This is a genomic window from Microbispora siamensis, assembly GCF_016863095.1.
Taxonomy (GTDB): Bacteria; Actinomycetota; Actinomycetes; order Streptosporangiales; family Streptosporangiaceae; genus Microbispora; species Microbispora siamensis.
Genome location: NZ_BOOF01000006.1, coordinates 82022 through 98316, shown reverse-complemented (window position 1 = coordinate 98316; position 16295 = coordinate 82022). Strand labels below are relative to the sequence as shown.

Below are 16295 nucleotides of genomic sequence, written 5' to 3'. Positions count from 1 at the left end.
GGCGAATAGGGAGACAAGAAAGAGATGGCGGAGCTTACGATCCGGCCGGACGAGATCCGGGACGCCCTTGAGCGCTTCGTCCAGGCGTACGAGCCGGAAGGTGCCGCGCGCGAGGAGATCGGGACCGTCGTCGACGCCGGGGACGGCATCGCCCATGTCTCCGGCCTTCCCTCGGCGATGGCGAACGAGCTGCTCGAGTTCGAGAACGGCACGCGCGGCCTGGCGCTGAACCTCGACGTCCGCGAGATCGGTGCGGTCGTCCTGGGCGACTTCAGCGGCATCGAGGAGGGCCAGCAGGTCCGCCGCACCGGCGAGGTCCTGTCGGTGCCGGTCGGCGACGACTTCCTCGGCCGCGTGGTCGACCCCCTGGGCAACCCGCTCGACGGCAAGGGCCCGATCGCCGCCGAGGGCCGCCGCGCCCTCGAGCTGCAGGCCCCCTCGGTGGTCCAGCGCCAGCCGGTGAAGGAGCCGCTGCAGACCGGCCTCAAGGCGATCGACGCCATGACGCCGATCGGCCGCGGGCAGCGCCAGCTGATCATCGGTGACCGCGGCACCGGCAAGACCGCGATCGCGGTCGACACCATCCTCAACCAGAAGGAGAACTGGCTCTCCGGCGACCCGAGCCGCCAGGTTCGCTGCATCTACGTCGCCGTCGGCCAGAAGGGCTCCACGATCGCCCAGGTGCGGGGCCGCCTCGAGGAGGCGGGCGCGCTGGAGTACACCACCATCGTCGCCGCTCCGGCCTCCGACCCCGCGGGCTACAAGTACATCGCCCCGTACACCGGTTCTGCCATCGGCCAGCACTGGATGTACCAGGGCAAGCACGTGCTGATCGTCTTCGACGACCTGACCAAGCAGGCCGACGCCTACCGCGCCGTGTCGCTGCTGCTGCGTCGTCCGCCGGGCCGTGAGGCGTTCCCCGGCGACGTCTTCTACCTCCACTCGCGTCTGCTGGAGCGCTGCGCCAAGCTCTCCAACGACATGGGCGGCGGCTCGATGACCGGCCTTCCGATCATCGAGACCAAGGGCAACGACGTGTCGGCCTTCATCCCGACCAACGTCATCTCCATCACCGACGGCCAGTGCTTCCTGGAGACCGACCTGTTCAACGCCGGCGTCCGCCCGGCGATCAACGTCGGTGTCTCGGTCTCCCGAGTCGGCGGTTCCGCGCAGGTCAAGGCCATGCGCAAGGTGGCCGGTACGCTCCGTCTGTCGCTGTCCCAGTACCGTGACCTGGAGGCCTTCGCGGCCTTCGCCTCCGACCTGGACGCGGCCTCCCGCGCCCAGCTGGAGCGCGGCGCCCGCCTGGTCGAGCTGCTCAAGCAGCCGCAGTACAGCCCGTTCCCGGTCGAGAAGCAGGTCGTCTCGGTGTGGGCCGGCACCACCGGCGAGCTGGACGACGTGCCGGTGGAGGACATCCGCCGCTTCGAGGCCGAGTTCCTCGACTACCTCGGCACCGCCCAGAAGGGCGTCTTCGACAGCATCCGCGAGACCAAGGAGCTGACGGACGACACGGTGACCGCCCTCAAGGACGCCATCACGGAGTTCAAGAAGGGCTTCACCACCTCCAGCGGCGAGCTGCTCGTCAACGACGAGCCGGTGGAGGCGCTGGACGCCAGCGAGGTCGGCCAGGAGAAGGTCGTCAAGCACGTTCGCAAGGCCGAGGCGAAGTAACCCATGGGTGCCCAGCTTCGACAGCTGCGGCGGCGGATCAAGTCGGTCAAGTCCACCGCGAAGATCACCCGTGCGCAGGAGCTGATCGCCTCGTCGCGCATCGTCAAGGCGCAGCAGCGGATGCAGGCGGCCGTGCCGTACGAGCGGGAGATCACCCACGCGGTGTCGGCGGTCCTGTCGAACACGACCAACGTCGACCACCCGCTCACGGTGGCCAAGGAGCAGCCGGCCACGGCCGGCGTCCTGATCGTCACCAGCGACCGCGGCTTCGCCGGCGGCTACAACGCCAACATCCTCCGTGAGGCCGAGGCGCTGAAGGGCCACCTGACCGGGCGCGGCCTGACCGTGAAGCCGTACGTGGTGGGCCGCAAGGGCCTCACCTGGCACCGCTTCCGCGGCCGGGAGATGTTCGGCGAGTGGGACGGCTTCTCCGACAACCCGTCGTACGCCGACGCCAAGGAGATCGCGGACGCGCTCATCACGGCGTTCAAGGCGGAGGACGGGATCGACGAGATCCACGTCGTCTACACCGGGTTCGTCTCGATGCTGACGCAGAACGTGATCGTCAAGCGGATCCTGCCGCTCGAGGTCGAGGAGACGGAGACGCCCCCGGAGGGCATCCCGCCGTACTACGAGTTCGAGCCGACGGCCGGTGACGTGCTCGACTCGCTGCTGCCGCGCTACATCGAGTCGCGCATCTACAACGCGCTGCTCCAGTCGGCCGCCTCCGAGCACGCCGCCCGGCGCCGCGCGATGAAGTCGGCCACCGACAACGCCAACGAGCTCATCCGCGTGTTCACCCAGCAGATGAACCAGGCGCGTCAGGCCGAGATCACCCAGGAAATCAGCGAGATCGTCGGTGGCGCGAACGCGCTGGCTGACGCCGCAGCGGGGAAAGAGTGAAATGACCGCACAGACTGTTGAGACCACCGTGGGCCGTGTCGCCCGCGTCACCGGTCCGGTCGTCGACGTGGAGTTCCCCGTCGAGGCCATGCCGGACATCTACAACGCGCTCACCGTCGACGTCGAGCTCGGTGGCGAGACCAAGACCCTGACGCTGGAGGTCGCACAGCACCTCGGCGACAACATCGTCCGGGCCATCTCGATGCAGCCCACCGACGGCGTGGTCCGCGGTGCGGCTGTCACCGACACCGGCGCGCCGATCTCGGTGCCGGTCGGCGACGCGGTCAAGGGCCACGTGTGGAACGCGCTGGGCGAGCCGCTCGACGCGGACAAGGCCACCATCCAGGTCAACGAGCGCTGGCCGATCCACCGTCCGGCCCCGGCGTTCGACCAGCTCGAGGCCCGTACGGAGATGCTGCCCACCGGCATCAAGGTCATCGACCTGCTCACGCCGTACGTGAAGGGCGGCAAGATCGGTCTGTTCGGCGGCGCGGGCGTCGGCAAGACCGTTCTGATCCAGGAGATGATCCGCCGCGTCGCGCTGAAGTTCTCGGGCACCTCGGTGTTCGCCGGCGTCGGCGAGCGCACCCGTGAGGGCAACGACCTGTGGCTGGAGATGGAGGAGGCGGACGTCCTCAAGGACACCGCGCTCGTCTTCGGCCAGATGGACGAGCCCCCGGGCACCCGTCTGCGGGTGGCGCTGTCCGCTCTGACCATGGCGGAGTACTTCCGCGACGTGCAGAAGCAGGACGTGCTGCTGTTCATCGACAACATCTTCCGCTTCACCCAGGCGGGTTCGGAGGTGTCCACGCTGCTCGGCCGCATGCCGTCCGCCGTGGGTTACCAGCCGACCCTCGCCGACGAGATGGGCGTGCTCCAGGAGCGCATCACCTCCACCCGCGGTCACTCGATCACCTCCATGCAGGCGATCTACGTGCCTGCGGACGACATCACCGACCCGGCGCCGCACAACGCGTTCGCGCACCTCGACGCGCAGACCGTTCTGTCCCGGCCGATCTCGGAGAAGGGCATCTACCCCGCGGTGGACCCGCTCGACTCCTCCTCGCGGATCCTCGACCCGCAGATCATCGGTGAGGAGCACTACGCGGTCGCCCAGGAGACCAAGCGAATCCTGCAGAAGTACAAGGAGCTGCAGGACATCATCGCCATCCTGGGTATCGACGAGCTCTCCGAAGAGGACAAGGTCACCGTTCAGCGGGCGCGCCGCATCGAGCGGTTCCTGTCCCACCCGATGTACGCCGCCGAGGCGTTCACCGGTCAGCCGGGCGAGTTCGTGCCGCTGGACGAGACCATCGCCTCGTTCAAGGGCCTGTGCGCCGGCGAGTACGACCACCTGCCCGAGCAGGCCTTCTTCATGGTCGGCGGCATCGAGCAGGCCATCGCCAAGGCGAAGGAACTCGAGCGCTAGGACGCCTTCGACGCCTGTACGGCACGGCTCCGGCCGGACCGTACAGGCGTCCGTCGAAAGGGAGCTGAGAAGTGGCAAAGCTTCGCGTGGGCGTCGTGTCGCCGGAACGTGAGATCTGGACGGGCGAGGCCGACATGGTCATTGCCAAGACCGTGGACGGCGAGATCGGTATTATGCCGAACCACGCTCCCGTTCTCGGTGTCCTCGTCGAGGGCGGGGTGCTGCGCGTCAAGCGCGGCGACGAAGGCGACCTCGTGGCCGCGGTGCACGGCGGATTCATCTCCGTCGCCGACAACGACGTGTCGATCCTGGCGGAGGCGGCCGAGCTCGGCTCCGAGGTCGACGTCGCGCGGGCCAAGGACGCGCTGCAGCGTGCCCAGGCCTCGATCGAGGCCGACCAGGAGGACGCGGACGCACGGCTGCAGGCCAAGCGTGCGGCTGCCCGGCTGCGGGCGGCCGGCGAAGAGGTCTGACACGGCAGGAGGAGGGCGGCTAGTGGCGGCGCTTGGGATACTCGCGGGCGTCTTCGCCGTGGCCGCGCTCCTCGTCATCCGGGGTTTCGTCCTGGCACGGGCCCGGGGAACGATCGTCTGCCGGGTACGGGACGGCCAGGGGGGCTGGAAGAGCGGGGTAGCCCGCTACGCAGGGGGAGAGCTCCACTGGATTCCGTTCCTGGGACTCGGTCTGAGGCCGCGCCACGCGATTGCGAGGCGCGGCCTCACCGTTTCCAGCCGGAGGATGCTCGGCACGGGTGAGGGTCCCGCCGGCTACTGGACCGTCGTCTGCTCGGCCGAGCGCGGCCCGCTGTCCCTGGCGATGAGCGAGGACGCCCTCACCGGCTTCCTCGCCTGGCTGGAGTCCGCCCCGCCCAGCGCCCACCTCGACGCCGCTTAAATTGCCGTGCCTCCGGCGCGCCCCTCGGTCACTCTCAGCGGGTGGCGCCGGGCTTCCAGAGGATGTCGTCGCCGGCGGAGGCGACGCGGCAGAGGATGAACATCAGGTCGGACAGGCGGTTCAGATACTTGGCCGTCAGGGGGTTCACGTCGTCGTGGGCCTCCAGCGCCGCCCAGGCCGACCGCTCGGCCCGCCGTACGACCGTGCGGGCGAGGTGGAGGAAGGCGGTGGCCGGTGCGCCGCCGGGCAGGATGAAGCTGCGCAGCGGCTTCAGCTCCGCGTTGAACCGGTCGCACTGCTCCTCCAGCCAGGCGATGTACGGCTCCTCGACCCGCAGCGGCGGGAAGTCGGAGTTTTCGACGACCGGGGTGCACAGGTCGGCGCCGACGTCGAACAACTCGTTCTGCACCCGGCTCAGGACGGCCGTGACGTCCTCGGACAGGCCATTGGTGGCGAGAGCGACGCCGATGGCGGCGTTGGCCTCCTCCACGTCCGCGTAGGCGGCCAGGCGGGGGTCGGTCTTGCGGGTGCGGCTCATGTCGCCCAGGGCGGTCGTGCCGTCGTCGCCCGTCTTCGTGTAGATCTTGGACAGGACGACCGGCTTGTCGTTGTCGGCTCGGGTCATGCCGCTCAGCGTAGTCGCCGCGCCCTGTGTCACCGGGTGGAGGCCGCCGTAGGTCACTGGGCGGGGGCCGCCATGGGACCGTCGGAGGTGAAGGTGCGGCGGAAGATGTACACGGCGGTCTCGATCAGTTGCTCCGTCGGCGGGGACGGTTCGCTCATCACCCATTCGATGAGTAACTCGGTGATGGCGCCGATGAGGCCGAGCGCCAGCAGATGCAGGTCGAGGGGAGGCATGCGGGCCGCGCCCCGCGCCGAGGACTCTATGACCTTGGTGAACGAGGCCACCGCCTGCTGGCGGGCGCCGCTGAGCACGTTGCCCGCCCGCCGTACCTCCAGGTGCATCAGACGCGCGCGCCGCACGTCCTTGGTGACGAAGCGGATGTATTCGGCGATGCCGGCGACGATCCGGTCGTCGAGCGTGGGCGGGGCCGTGTCGATGGCCTCGGTGACCGACGACAGGGTCTCATCGATGCACCGCTCGTAAACCGCGCGCATCAGGTCCTCGCGGCTGGAGAAGCATTCGTAGAAGGCGCGATTGGAGATGCGCGCGGTCGCGCACAGCCGCTCGATGGTGGTCGCGTGGAAGCCGGGCTGGGCGAACAAGGTGTATGCGGCCGATATGAGCCTTTCCCTCCTGTCTGCAAGCCTTTCGGCAGCCGACATCCCCCGATAGTCCCGTCCCGCCACTTTTCACCTCACCCTGTCATGGTCCCCCCAGAAGTCCCCATTATGAACGCAAGATCCTTTTTGTGGAAGTGCTGGGAAATAAGCACTTTCAAGCCATGCCAAAGACGCTCATTAGCTTGACAGGGCCGTCAAGAGGTCAGCACGCTTACCAATTGGGATACACAGACCGCGCTGCAATTGCATCGGCAATTACAGCAGCCCGTGCGCCAGGGCGGCTCATCCGTCGCGCCGCCCCTTCCAGCGGAACGTCGTCACGCACAGCAGGAGACCGCCGACCAGCCAGGCGGCCAGGACCAGGGCGGCCTTGCCCAGTTCGTACGATCCGGTCAGCTCCAGAGCGGCCCCCGCGTCGCCCAGGAAGACGGACCGGAACCCCTGGCACATCCACTTCAACGGGAAGACGGAGGCGGCGTTGACCAGCCAGTCGGGCAACTCCGTGATCGGGACGAAGACCCCGGAGACGAACTGCAGCACCACGAAGGGCAGGCTGATCACCGCGGTCGCGCTCTTGCCCGAGCGGGGCAGGCCGCTGACGGCGATGCCGAGCACGGACGCCGCCGACACGCCGAGCACGAACACCCAGGCGAACGTGACCCAGGTCGGCACCTCGGCCGGCAGTTCCAGGCCGTAGAACAGCACGGCGATGGCGAGCAGGATGGCCACCTGGAGCACCGTCATGACCAGCACGCTGGCGATCTTGCCGATGAAGTACGCCGCGCGCGGTATCGGCAGCCCGACGAGCCGCTTCAGCGTGCCGTCCTCCCGGTCGCCCGCGATGCCGATGCCGAGGTTCTGTTCGCGTAGTAGGTGGCGAAGTGCCGCAGGGTCTCCCGTACGGTCAGCTCCGCCCGGTCGTCGGCGGTCTGCAGCACGATGCCGATGCGGGACCGCCACTGGCGGGTCGGCCGGGCCGGGTCCGATCCACCGCGGAAGGATCACGGAACACCCTCGATCGGACGATGATCCGTGTCCTCCGTACGGTGGACACGGGCCGGGGTCAAAAGAGCGTCGGGTTCTCCGGCTCGATGCCGCGCAGGGCGTCGTAGTCGAGCGTCACGCACTCGATGCCGCGGTCGGCCGCGAGCACGCGGGCCTGCGGCTTGATCTCCTGAGCCGCGAAGATCCCCTTGACCGGGGCCAGGCGCGGGTCGCGGTTGAGCAGTTCGAGGTAGCGGGTGAGCTGCTCGACGCCGTCGATGTCGCCGCGCCGCTTGATCTCGACGGCGACCGCGCCGCCGAGGTGGTCGCGGCACAGGATGTCCACGGGACCGATCGCGGTCATGTACTCCCTGCGCACCAGCGTCCAGCCGTCCCCGAGCGTGGTGATGTGCTCGGCGAGCAGTTCCTGCAGATGCGCCTCCACGCCGTCCTTGCGCAGGCCCGGGTCGACGCCCAGCTCGTGGCTGGTGTCGTGCAGGATCTCCTCGATCGTCAGCACGAGCTTCTCACCGGTCTTGCCGTGCACGACCGACCAGGTGAGCACCCCGTCGATCGTCTCCTCGCGGACCTTGCAGGGCGGGTTCATCCAGTTCAGGGGCTTGTACGCCCGGTCGTCGGCGTGTATCGACACGCTTCCGTCCGCCTTCATCAGGATGAGCCGAGGGGCCATGGGGAGATGGGCGGTGAGCCGTCCCACGTAATCCACGCTGCACCGCGCGATGACCAGCCGCATGTGCGCCAACCCTACCGGGGTTACGGAGGTCCCGAGGCGTTCTGGGAGACTGTCCGGCATGGCACGGGCGTTCGCGACCCGGCCGGAGCGGCCCGGCTCGGCACGACGAAGACGGGACCAACGGGGTCCGGACGTACGCCGGCTGAGCCGGTGCTGGAAGAATTGGGCCGTCATCTCCCGTTCTGCCTGACATGAACCCCCCGGAAGGATGCCCGCCGTGAGTCCCCGCCGTGCCCGTCGCCGCGGCCCGTACGAACGCCCGGACGGCCGTACCGTACGGCCGGTGGGCCCGCAGGTGGCCGGGGTGGACCGCGTGGAGAGCGCGCACGACGGCGAGTGGGTCGTCCGCAACGTCTCCGGCGCCGCCCAGGGCAAGGCGTACCGGTGCCCGGGGTGCGAGCAGGAGATCAGGCCCGGGCTGCCGCACGTGGTGAGTTGGCCGGCCTGGTCCGGGGGAGAGGACGAGCGGCGGCACTGGCACACCGCGTGCTGGCGCAACCGGGCCAACCGGGGTCCGGGCCGCAGCCGCTACTGACACGAGCTTTCGGAGTGGGAATGGACATCAGGGCGTCCACGGTGCTGCCTGCCCGGCGCGAGGACATCGAGCTGCAGACGGCCGACGGGCTGACCCTCGTCGGCGAACTGGCGCTGCCGGAGAGCCGGCCGCCGGTGGCGACGCTGGTCTGCCTGCATCCGCTGCCCACCCACGGCGGGATGATGGACAGCCACGTGCTGCGCAAGGCGTCCTACCGGCTGCCGGCGCTCGCCGACATCGCGGTGCTGCGCTTCAACACCCGGGGCACGACCTCCGACCGGGGCACCTCTCAGGGGTCCTTCGACGGCGGTGAGGCGGAGCGGTGGGACGTCGCCGCCGCCCTGGAGTACGCCGACTTCCACGACCTGCCGAACCCCTGGCTGGTCGGCTGGTCGTTCGGCACCGAGCTGGCGCTGAAGTGGGGCCGCGACCCTATCGTCCGGGGTGCGATCCTGCTGTCGCCGCCGCTGAAGCGGGCGGGCGAGAAGGACCTCGTCGCCTGGGGCGAGTTCGGCCGCCCGCTGGTGGCCCTGGTGCCGGAGCACGACGACTACCTGCGGCCGGAGGAGGCCGTACGCCGGTTCGCCGCGGCGCCGCAGGCGGAGGTCGTCGGCGTGGAGGGGGCCAAGCACCTGTGGGTCGGCGAGCCGTACGTGCGGATCGTGCTCGACGAGATCGTCAAGCGCGTGAACCCCGCCGCCGCGCCGCTGCCGACCACGGTCTGAGCGTGACGGGCCGGCCCGGCGGGGTCGCGAATCGGTGACGAACGGCGGCGGCGGGCGCGCGGCGCGTTACCGTGACCTGATGCAGCTCTACTCGCGATCCGCCGGGAGCGGCCTGCCAGTCGTCCTGCTCCACGCGTTCCCCCTGTCCTCCGCGATGTGGCTCGCCCAGCGCGAGGGTCTCGCGCCCGTCTGCCGGGTGATCACCCCGGACCTGCGCGGCTTCGGCGGCACGATGCTCGGCGACGACGAGCCCTCGATCGACCTCATGGCGGACGACGTGGCGCACCTGCTCGACCAGGAGGGCGTCGACCGCGCCGTGGTCGGCGGCCTGTCCATGGGCGGCTACGTGGCGATGGCGCTGTGCCGCCGCCACCCCGACCGCGTACGCGGCCTGATCCTCGCCGACACCAAGGCCCAGGCCGACCCCGAGCCTGCCAGGGCGAACAGGGAGCGGATCGCCGCGGCGGTCCTGGAAAGCGGCACGGGCATCCTCGTGACCGAGTCGCTGCCCCCGATGCTCGGCGCGACCACAAGGGAGCGCAGGGGGATGGTTATCGGGCGCGTCCGCGGGCTCGTCCAGGCGGCGCCGCCCGCGGCCGTCGCGTGGGCCCAGCGGGCGATGGCCGCGCGGCCCGACGCGTTCGGCACGCTGCGGTCCCTGACCGTTCCGGCGCTGATCGTCGTGGGCGACGAGGACGAGCTGTCGCCGCTTCCGGACGCCCGGGCGATGGCGGAGGCCATCCCGCAGGCGCGGCTCGCCGTCATCGAGAAGGCGGGCCACCTGTCCGCCATCGAGCAGCCCGAGGCGTTCAACCGTGTCGTCGCGGAGTTCGTGAAGTCCCTCGACTGAGCCGGGAGCGGAAACGCCGACACGAGAACGGGGCCCGGCGATCGCCGGGCCCCGTTCAGCCGTCACAGACTCCCCGAATTGTGCCAGCGGCTACTCCTGCCACCACTCCGCGTCGTCGTCGCTCTTGGTGGAGCTGATCGGCTCGACGGCCGGCGTGGCGGGCACGGCCGGCTTCTCCACGACCGGCGGGGCCGACAGGGCCGGCTTCGCCGGGGCCGCGGTGACGGGCGCCGGCTCCGGGTCCATGCCCGGCAGCGGGGCGCCGCCGAGCAGCTGACGGAGCTGGGCGAGGTGGCTGGTGATGCTGTCGCGCTGGCGGGTGAGCTCGTCCACCTGGCGCTGCATTGCCGTACGGGTGCGCTCGGCCTCGTTCTTGGCCTCGGTCACGATCGTGTCGGCGCTTGCCTTGGCGTCGGACACGAGCTGGTCGGCGTTCTTGCGCGCGTTGGCCAGGAGCTGCTTGGCGTGGGTGTCGGCCTCGCGGCGGGTCTGCTCGGCCTGCTGCGTGGCCTTGGCGGCCCGCTGCTCGGCGGTGGCGGCGCGCTGCTCGGCCTCGGCGACCAGCTTCTGGGTGTTGGCCTGGGCGGTGGCGTGCCGCTCGGCCTCCTGCCGCTCGGCCTCCTCGCGGCGGGCGGCGAGCTGGATCTCGAACTCCGCCTCGTCCTGGGCGCGCTTGGCCTCCGACTCCTCCAGGATCCGCTGCGCCTGTGCCCGCATCTCGTCCGCCTGACGCTTGGCGGTGGTGAGCACCTCGTCGCGCTCGCGCTTGGTCGAGGCCCGCAGCTGGGCCACCTCGCGCTCGGTCGTGGTGCGCAGCTTGGCGATCTCGCGCTCGGCGTCCGCCCGCTTCTCCGCGACCTCGTGGTCGGCGGTGGCGCGGATCTTGGCGACCTCGCGCTCGGTGGTGGCGGTCAGCTCGTCGGCCTCACGCCTGGCCGTCGACCGGATCTCCTCCGCGTCGCGCTCGGCGGTGCTGCGCATCTCCTCGGCCTCGCGCGCCGCCAGCGCCCGCTTCTCCGCCGCCTCGTTCTCCGCCGCCGCCCGCAGGTCGGCGGCGTCCACCTTGGCGGCGGCACGGATCTCGTTCGCCTCCGACCTGGCCGCCTGGACGAGCTCGGTGGCCTGCTCCTCCGCGAGCCTGAGCAACTGCTCGATGCGGGCGCCGAGACCCGAGTACGTCGGCCGCTCCTGCTCCTGCAGCTGGCGCTGCGAGTCGGACAGCTCCCGCTGAAGTGCGCTGATCTGTTCCTTGGCCTGACGCAGTTCGGTGTCGATAGTCTTCAGGTGGTCGTGGACCTGGTGCCGGTCATAACCCCGGAGCACCACGTCGAATTCGCGAGATGGGGCGTCCTCGAAGAAGTTGTTGAGCTGGGCGTCGATGTCGGACTGCATGAGGCTCGATCCTGGTTGTCGAGACGGCTACAGGGGCCGGACGGGGGGTCGGTTCCGAGGCGAGGAAGCCGGTGTGGCGTCCACGTCCGGTGGTACGCCAGCGTACTCCGGTACTGCCGCGTTGGAGGCCCCCTCCGACTTTCTGCGCGACTTGTTACGTATGAACGTTTCTTGCGTTTACCTAGCGCCTGGACGTCTCGACGAGCTCGGTGAGAACCCCTCCCACGTCCTTGGGATGCAGGAACGCGATCGAGGCTCCCATCGACCCATGCCTGGGCCGCTCGTCGATCAGGCGCACGCCCTTCGCCCCGATCTCCTCCAGGGCCTTGGTGACGTCCGCCACGCCGTACCCGATATGATGCACGCCCTCGCCCCGCTTGGCGAGGAACTTGCCCACGGCGGTGTCGGGGTGCAGCGGTTCGAGGAGCTGGACATACGACGCGCCCTGGTCGCCGTCGGCGACGTGCAGCATGGCCTCACGGACGCCCTGCTCCTCGTTCACCTCCCGGCTGACGACGGTCAGACCGAAGACGGACTCGTAGAACTCGATCTTCTCTTCCAGGTTGTGGCAGGCCACGCCCACGTGGTCGATTCGCAGCAGCATCGCCGTCTCCCTTCGCCGTTCCCGTCCCGCCGCCCGCTCTCCGGCGACCGCACTACTCCTGGGTATGGTGACACCGTCGCCCCGATCTCGCAGTGGAGGGTCTCAATGTCTGGTTCCGTCATCGTCGCCGGAGCACGTACACCGATCGGACGGCTTCTCGGCTCGCTCTCCGACCTGTCCGCCGTCGAGCTGGGCGGGATCGCGATCAAAGCGGCGCTGGAGCGGGCGGGCGTGTCCCCGGACCAAGTCCAGTACGTGATCATGGGGCAGGTCCTCCAGGCCGGAGCCGGTCAGATCCCCTCGCGCCAGGCGGCGGTGAAGGCCGGCATCCCCATGACCGTGCCCTCCCTCACCATCAACAAGGTCTGCCTGTCCGGCCTCGACGCGATCGCGCTGGCCGACCAGCTCATCCGCGCGGGCGAGTTCGACATCGTCGTCGCGGGCGGCATGGAGTCGATGACCAACGCGCCGCACCTGCTGCCGGGCCTGCGCAAGGGCGTGAAGTACGGCAGCGCCGGAATCCTGGACGCGATGGCCTACGACGGGCTCACCGACGCCTTCGACCAGATCGCGATGGGGGAGTCCACCGAGCGCCACAACGCCAGGCTCGGCCTGACCCGGGAGGAGCAGGACGAGTTCTCGGCGCGGTCGCACCAGCGCGCCGCCGAGGCCACGGAGAAGGGCCTGTTCGACGACGAGATCGTCCCGGTGCCGCTGCCGCAGCGCAAGGGCGACCCGGTGCTGTTCTCCGCCGACGAGGGCATCCGCAAGGACACCACGGTCGAGGCCCTGTCGAAGCTGCGCCCCGCGTTCACCAAGGACGGCACCATCACGGCCGGATCGGCCTCGCAGATCTCCGACGGCGCCGTCGCCGTGGTCGTCATGTCGAAGGCCAAGGCCGAGGAGCTGGGCATCGAATGGCTGGCCGAGATCGGCGCGCACGGCAACGTGGCCGGGCCGGACAACTCGCTGCAGTCCCAGCCCGCCAACGCCATCAAGCAGGCGCTGGCCAAGCAGGGGCTGACCGTCGACGACCTCGACCTGCTGGAGATCAACGAGGCGTTCGCCCAGGTCGTGCTGCAGTCGGCGAAGGAGCTCGGCGTCCCGCTCGACAAGGTCAACGTCAACGGCGGCGGCATCGCGCTCGGCCACCCGATCGGCGCGTCCGGCGCCCGGATCGTGCTGACGCTGGCCCACGAGCTGAAGAGGCGCGGCGGCGGCCTCGGCGCGGCCGGCCTGTGCGGCGGCGGCGGCCAGGGCGACGCGCTGATCATCCGGGTTCCCACGCCCGGCGCCTGATCGGAGCCGCAGGTGGACGTCCGTGAGCTTGTCGGCCAGGCGCGACTGGGACGGCCGCGCGCGGTGGCGCGGCTGATCTCGCTGGTGGAGAACGCCGTGGAGAACGCGGTGGACGCCACGGGGCCCGAAGAGGGAGACCGGGCGGCGTCCGCGGTGGCGAGCCGTGCGTTGCGCGAGGCGATGGCCGAGCTCGCCACCGGCACCGCCCGGCCGTACACCGCCAGGGTCATCGGCCTGACCGGCTCTCCCGGCGTCGGCAAGTCGACCTCGACCGGCATGCTCATCCGGGCGTTCCGCAGGCGCGGCAGCAGGGTGGGAGTGCTGGCGGTCGACCCGTCGAGCCCGTTCACCGGCGGCGCCCTGCTCGGCGACCGCGTACGCATGCAGGACCACGCGACCGACCCCGAGGTCTTCATCCGCAGCATGTCGAGCCGGGGCCACCTGGGCGGGCTCGCCTGGGCCACGCCGCAGGCGCTGCGCGTGCTGGAGGCTGCCGGGTGCGACGTGATCCTCGTCGAGACGGTCGGCGTCGGGCAGGCCGAGGTGGAGATCGCCCGCCTGGCCGACACGACCGTCGTCATCCTCGCGCCGGGCATGGGCGACGGCGTCCAGGCCGCTAAGGCGGGCATCCTCGAGGTCGCCGACGTCCTGGTGGTGAACAAGGCCGACCGCGACGGCGTCCAGGCGACCGTGCGGGAGCTGCGGAACATGACGGGCCTCGTGGAGACGCCGTGGCGGCCCCCGATCGTCACGACCGTCGCCTCCAAGGGCGAGGGCGCCGACGACCTGCTGGCCGCGCTGGACAAGCACCAGGCATATCTGGAGGAGTCCGGCGAGGCCCGCAGGCGGCGGCTGGCGCGGGCCCGCGACGAGATCGAGGCCATCGCGCTGGCCCAGCTCCGGTCGCGCTTCGCCGTGCTCCACGCGGACCGCCTCGACGCGCTCGCCGAGCGGCTGCTCGGCGCGGAGACCGACCCCTACGCCGCCGCCGACGACCTCATCGCCGCGCTGGGCTAGCTGTTCTGTCCATGGACGTTGGTGACAGCGGAGGAGTGTCGGCGACACACCGTTGATGACCTTGAAAAGGGTGAGGGCCTTCTGGCGTGGTGTGAGTCGACCAAGATTCACATCGCCCGGAGGCCCTCATGCCCCACCGTAATGCCCCGCTGACCGAAACCGGCAGACTTCGGCTCGCGCGCCTCATCGTTGAGGGCGGCTGGAGCATCCGCCGCGCAGCCGAACGCTTCCAGGTCTCCCACACCACCGCCGCCCGCTGGGCCCGCCGCTATCGAGAGCGGGGCGTAGCCGGGATGGCCGACCTGTCTTCTCGGCCGCGCCGCAGCCCGGCCCGTACCGCGCAGCGGACCGAACGGCGCATCTGCAAGCTGCGCGTCACCCATCGGCTCGGACCCGCCCGAATCGCCGCCCGCTTGGGCCTGGCCCCATCCACAGTGCACCGGGTCCGGTACGGCATGCCGCCCCTGGCTCACCTGGATCGCGCGAGCGGTTCACCGGTCCGCCGCTACGAGCGTGACCGTCCGGGCGAGCTGGTCCACATCGACGTCAAGAAGCTGGGCAACATCCCCGACGGTGGCGGTCACCGCGTCCTGGGCCGCGCCGCCGGCCGGCGCAACCGGCAGGCCACCCCCACCGCCTCACGCAACGCCCACGGCAACCCCCGCCTGGGCCACGGCTTCCTGCACACGGCACTGGACGACCACTCCCGCCTGGCCTACACCGAGATCCTGGCCGATGAGACCAAGGAAAGTGCCGCCGCATTCCTCCTGCGTGCCCAGACCTGGTTCGCGGCCCGCGCCATCGTCATCGAACGCGTGCTGACCGATAACGGCAGCTGTTACCGCTCCCGACTGTGGGGCGAGGCCTGCGCCCGGCTGGGCATCACCCACAAACGCACCCGCCCCTACCGGCCCCAGACCAACGGCAAGGTCGAGCGCTTCCACCGCACTCTGGCCGACGAATGGGCCTACGCCCGCCCGTATGCCTCAGAGGCCGAGCGCCGCGCCGCACTTGATCCCTGGCTGCACATGTACAACCATCACCGCGGACACACCGCGCTGAAAGGCCAGCCACCCATCAGCCGCGTCACCAACCTCCCGGGGCAGTACAGCTAGCTCGTACGGCTCTCGCGTCACGGCGGCCGACGGGTCAGGGCTCTCCGGCGTACTTGACCGTGATCGTCGTGAAGCCGAGGGACTTCAGCATGCCCTCGAGCATGGCCTTGGCGTTCTGGTCGGCCCGGGAGCGCAGGTCGCTGGCGGCGGCCGCGTCGGCGATCTTGCGTTCGGCCAGCACGTAGAGCTCCTGCTGGTTCTGCGGAGACGACGACAGGAAGTCCGAGATCCGGTCGAAGATGCCCCGCTCCTGCGCGAAGACGTACGACCGCTTGTTGTCGAGGTTGGGCTTTTCCAGCTCCGCGTGCGGCAGCCGCACCGTCACGGCCGTGCGGTCGGGGGAGACCGTGAAGGCGTCCTTGGGCAGCGACGAGAAGTCCACGTAGGCGTCCACGTTGCCGGCGCCCACGAAGAGCGTGCGGCTGCCCTTGATGGCGTCGGGCAGGAACTTCGCGTCCTTCTCCAGGTCGACGATGACCTGGAAGTTGCCGGTCGCGGCCTCGAAGCGGCTCAGGTTCTGCACCGACCTGAGCAGCGCGGGGCCGCTGCGGTCGACGGTCTGCTCGCCCAGCGGGTCGAGCCAGGACCAGGTCAGCCGGGCGCCGACCACGAGCAGCAGGACCACGAACAGCAGGCCGGCGAGCACCCGCCAGCCGCGCCGGGAGCGGCGTGCGGGGGCCCCGGCGCTCGCCGTGGCGTCGGTGGCGGCGCCGGAGTCGGCCGGCGCGAACGAGGGACGGGTCTGACGGTCCACGGGGGGAATCTTCCCGATATTCCCGCGATCTCACGCTCGGCAAGATCGTTTCTGTCCGCAGAGCCTGCTTCGGCCGTCCCAAATCCGCCTTTCGTCCGGACCGATAGCCATCCGGGCGCTC

Annotated in this window: 18 protein-coding genes; 11 read left to right on the top strand and 7 right to left on the bottom strand. The window is 70.2% G+C overall.

Annotated elements, in window-relative coordinates; all coding sequences use genetic code 11:
- Window positions 1-24: 24 nt before the first annotated feature.
- The 5 genes from atpA (at window position 25) to Msi02_RS08945 (ending at window position 4900) form a co-directional block, all read left to right on the top strand.
- On the top strand, window positions 25-1674 hold the full coding sequence (atpA, locus tag Msi02_RS08965) for a F0F1 ATP synthase subunit alpha (RefSeq protein ID WP_079320506.1): 1650 nt from the start codon (window positions 25-27) through the stop codon (window positions 1672-1674).
- A gap of 3 nt (window positions 1675-1677) precedes the next feature.
- Window positions 1678-2577: a F0F1 ATP synthase subunit gamma gene (locus Msi02_RS08960; RefSeq protein WP_079320505.1), complete on the top strand. Its 900-nt coding sequence runs from the start codon at window positions 1678-1680 to the stop codon at window positions 2575-2577.
- A 1-nt stretch (window position 2578) separates the two neighbouring features.
- On the top strand, window positions 2579-4006 hold the full coding sequence (gene atpD, locus Msi02_RS08955) for a F0F1 ATP synthase subunit beta (RefSeq protein ID WP_204047907.1): 1428 nt from the start codon (window positions 2579-2581) through the stop codon (window positions 4004-4006).
- Window positions 4007-4077: 71 nt separating this feature from the next.
- Window positions 4078-4479: a F0F1 ATP synthase subunit epsilon gene (locus Msi02_RS08950; protein ID WP_079320504.1), complete on the top strand. Its 402-nt coding sequence runs from the start codon at window positions 4078-4080 to the stop codon at window positions 4477-4479.
- A 22-nt stretch (window positions 4480-4501) separates the two neighbouring features.
- A complete protein-coding gene (locus Msi02_RS08945; protein ID WP_079320503.1) occupies window positions 4502-4900 on the top strand; it encodes a DUF2550 domain-containing protein in 399 nt (132 codons plus the stop codon).
- Between the two features lie 34 nt (window positions 4901-4934).
- Here Msi02_RS08945 and Msi02_RS08940 read toward each other — a convergent pair whose 3' ends face one another.
- From Msi02_RS08940 to nucS, 4 genes are all read right to left on the bottom strand, one after another.
- Window positions 4935-5525 (bottom strand): cob(I)yrinic acid a,c-diamide adenosyltransferase, encoded by a 591-nt coding sequence (locus tag Msi02_RS08940; RefSeq protein ID WP_204047906.1) that lies wholly within the window; start codon window positions 5523-5525, stop codon window positions 4935-4937.
- A 53-nt stretch (window positions 5526-5578) separates the two neighbouring features.
- Entirely contained in the window at window positions 5579-6187 is a 609-nt protein-coding gene (locus Msi02_RS08935; RefSeq protein WP_079320502.1) for a TetR/AcrR family transcriptional regulator, read from the bottom strand.
- A 240-nt stretch (window positions 6188-6427) separates the two neighbouring features.
- Window positions 6428-7150, bottom strand: coding sequence for an ABC transporter permease (locus Msi02_RS08930; RefSeq protein ID WP_239108245.1), 723 nt, complete (start codon window positions 7148-7150; stop codon window positions 6428-6430).
- A gap of 58 nt (window positions 7151-7208) precedes the next feature.
- Window positions 7209-7883: an endonuclease NucS gene (gene nucS, locus Msi02_RS08925; protein WP_193206726.1), complete on the bottom strand. Its 675-nt coding sequence runs from the start codon at window positions 7881-7883 to the stop codon at window positions 7209-7211.
- A gap of 217 nt (window positions 7884-8100) precedes the next feature.
- Here nucS and Msi02_RS08920 point away from each other — a divergent pair, with 217 nt between their 5' ends.
- The 3 genes from Msi02_RS08920 to Msi02_RS08910 all read left to right on the top strand — a co-directional run bounded on the left by Msi02_RS08920 (window position 8101) and on the right by Msi02_RS08910 (window position 9993).
- A complete protein-coding gene (locus tag Msi02_RS08920) occupies window positions 8101-8418 on the top strand; it encodes an Rv1322 family protein (RefSeq protein ID WP_204047905.1) in 318 nt (105 codons plus the stop codon).
- A gap of 20 nt (window positions 8419-8438) precedes the next feature.
- Entirely contained in the window at window positions 8439-9143 is a 705-nt protein-coding gene (locus tag Msi02_RS08915; RefSeq protein ID WP_204047904.1) for an alpha/beta hydrolase, read from the top strand.
- A gap of 79 nt (window positions 9144-9222) precedes the next feature.
- Window positions 9223-9993 carry an alpha/beta fold hydrolase gene (locus Msi02_RS08910; RefSeq protein ID WP_204047903.1) on the top strand — a complete coding sequence of 257 codons (771 nt, stop codon included), beginning with the start codon at window positions 9223-9225 and terminating at the stop codon, window positions 9991-9993.
- 90 nt (window positions 9994-10083) lie between these two features.
- On the opposite strand, the gene Msi02_RS08905 is transcribed toward Msi02_RS08910, so the two are convergent.
- Together Msi02_RS08905 and mce are read right to left on the bottom strand one after the other, a co-directional pair.
- Window positions 10084-11385 carry a DivIVA domain-containing protein gene (locus Msi02_RS08905; RefSeq protein ID WP_204047902.1) on the bottom strand — a complete coding sequence of 434 codons (1302 nt, stop codon included), beginning with the start codon at window positions 11383-11385 and terminating at the stop codon, window positions 10084-10086.
- 181 nt (window positions 11386-11566) lie between these two features.
- Window positions 11567-11989, bottom strand: a complete 423-nt coding sequence (mce, locus tag Msi02_RS08900) for a methylmalonyl-CoA epimerase (RefSeq protein ID WP_030510471.1) — start codon at window positions 11987-11989, stop codon at window positions 11567-11569.
- 105 nt (window positions 11990-12094) lie between these two features.
- Between mce and Msi02_RS08895 the strand changes: the two genes are divergently transcribed.
- The 3 genes from Msi02_RS08895 (at window position 12095) to Msi02_RS08885 (ending at window position 15420) form a co-directional block, all read left to right on the top strand.
- Window positions 12095-13288: an acetyl-CoA C-acetyltransferase gene (locus Msi02_RS08895; protein WP_204047901.1), complete on the top strand. Its 1194-nt coding sequence runs from the start codon at window positions 12095-12097 to the stop codon at window positions 13286-13288.
- 12 nt (window positions 13289-13300) lie between these two features.
- Window positions 13301-14305: a methylmalonyl Co-A mutase-associated GTPase MeaB gene (meaB, locus tag Msi02_RS08890; RefSeq protein ID WP_204047900.1), complete on the top strand. Its 1005-nt coding sequence runs from the start codon at window positions 13301-13303 to the stop codon at window positions 14303-14305.
- A 128-nt stretch (window positions 14306-14433) separates the two neighbouring features.
- Entirely contained in the window at window positions 14434-15420 is a 987-nt protein-coding gene (locus tag Msi02_RS08885) for an IS481 family transposase (protein ID WP_204047899.1), read from the top strand.
- Window positions 15421-15454: 34 nt separating this feature from the next.
- Here the strand turns inward: Msi02_RS08885 and Msi02_RS08880 are convergent, their stop codons facing one another.
- Window positions 15455-16174: a DUF4230 domain-containing protein gene (locus tag Msi02_RS08880; RefSeq protein WP_204047898.1), complete on the bottom strand. Its 720-nt coding sequence runs from the start codon at window positions 16172-16174 to the stop codon at window positions 15455-15457.
- Between the last annotated feature and the right edge of the window lie 121 nt (window positions 16175-16295).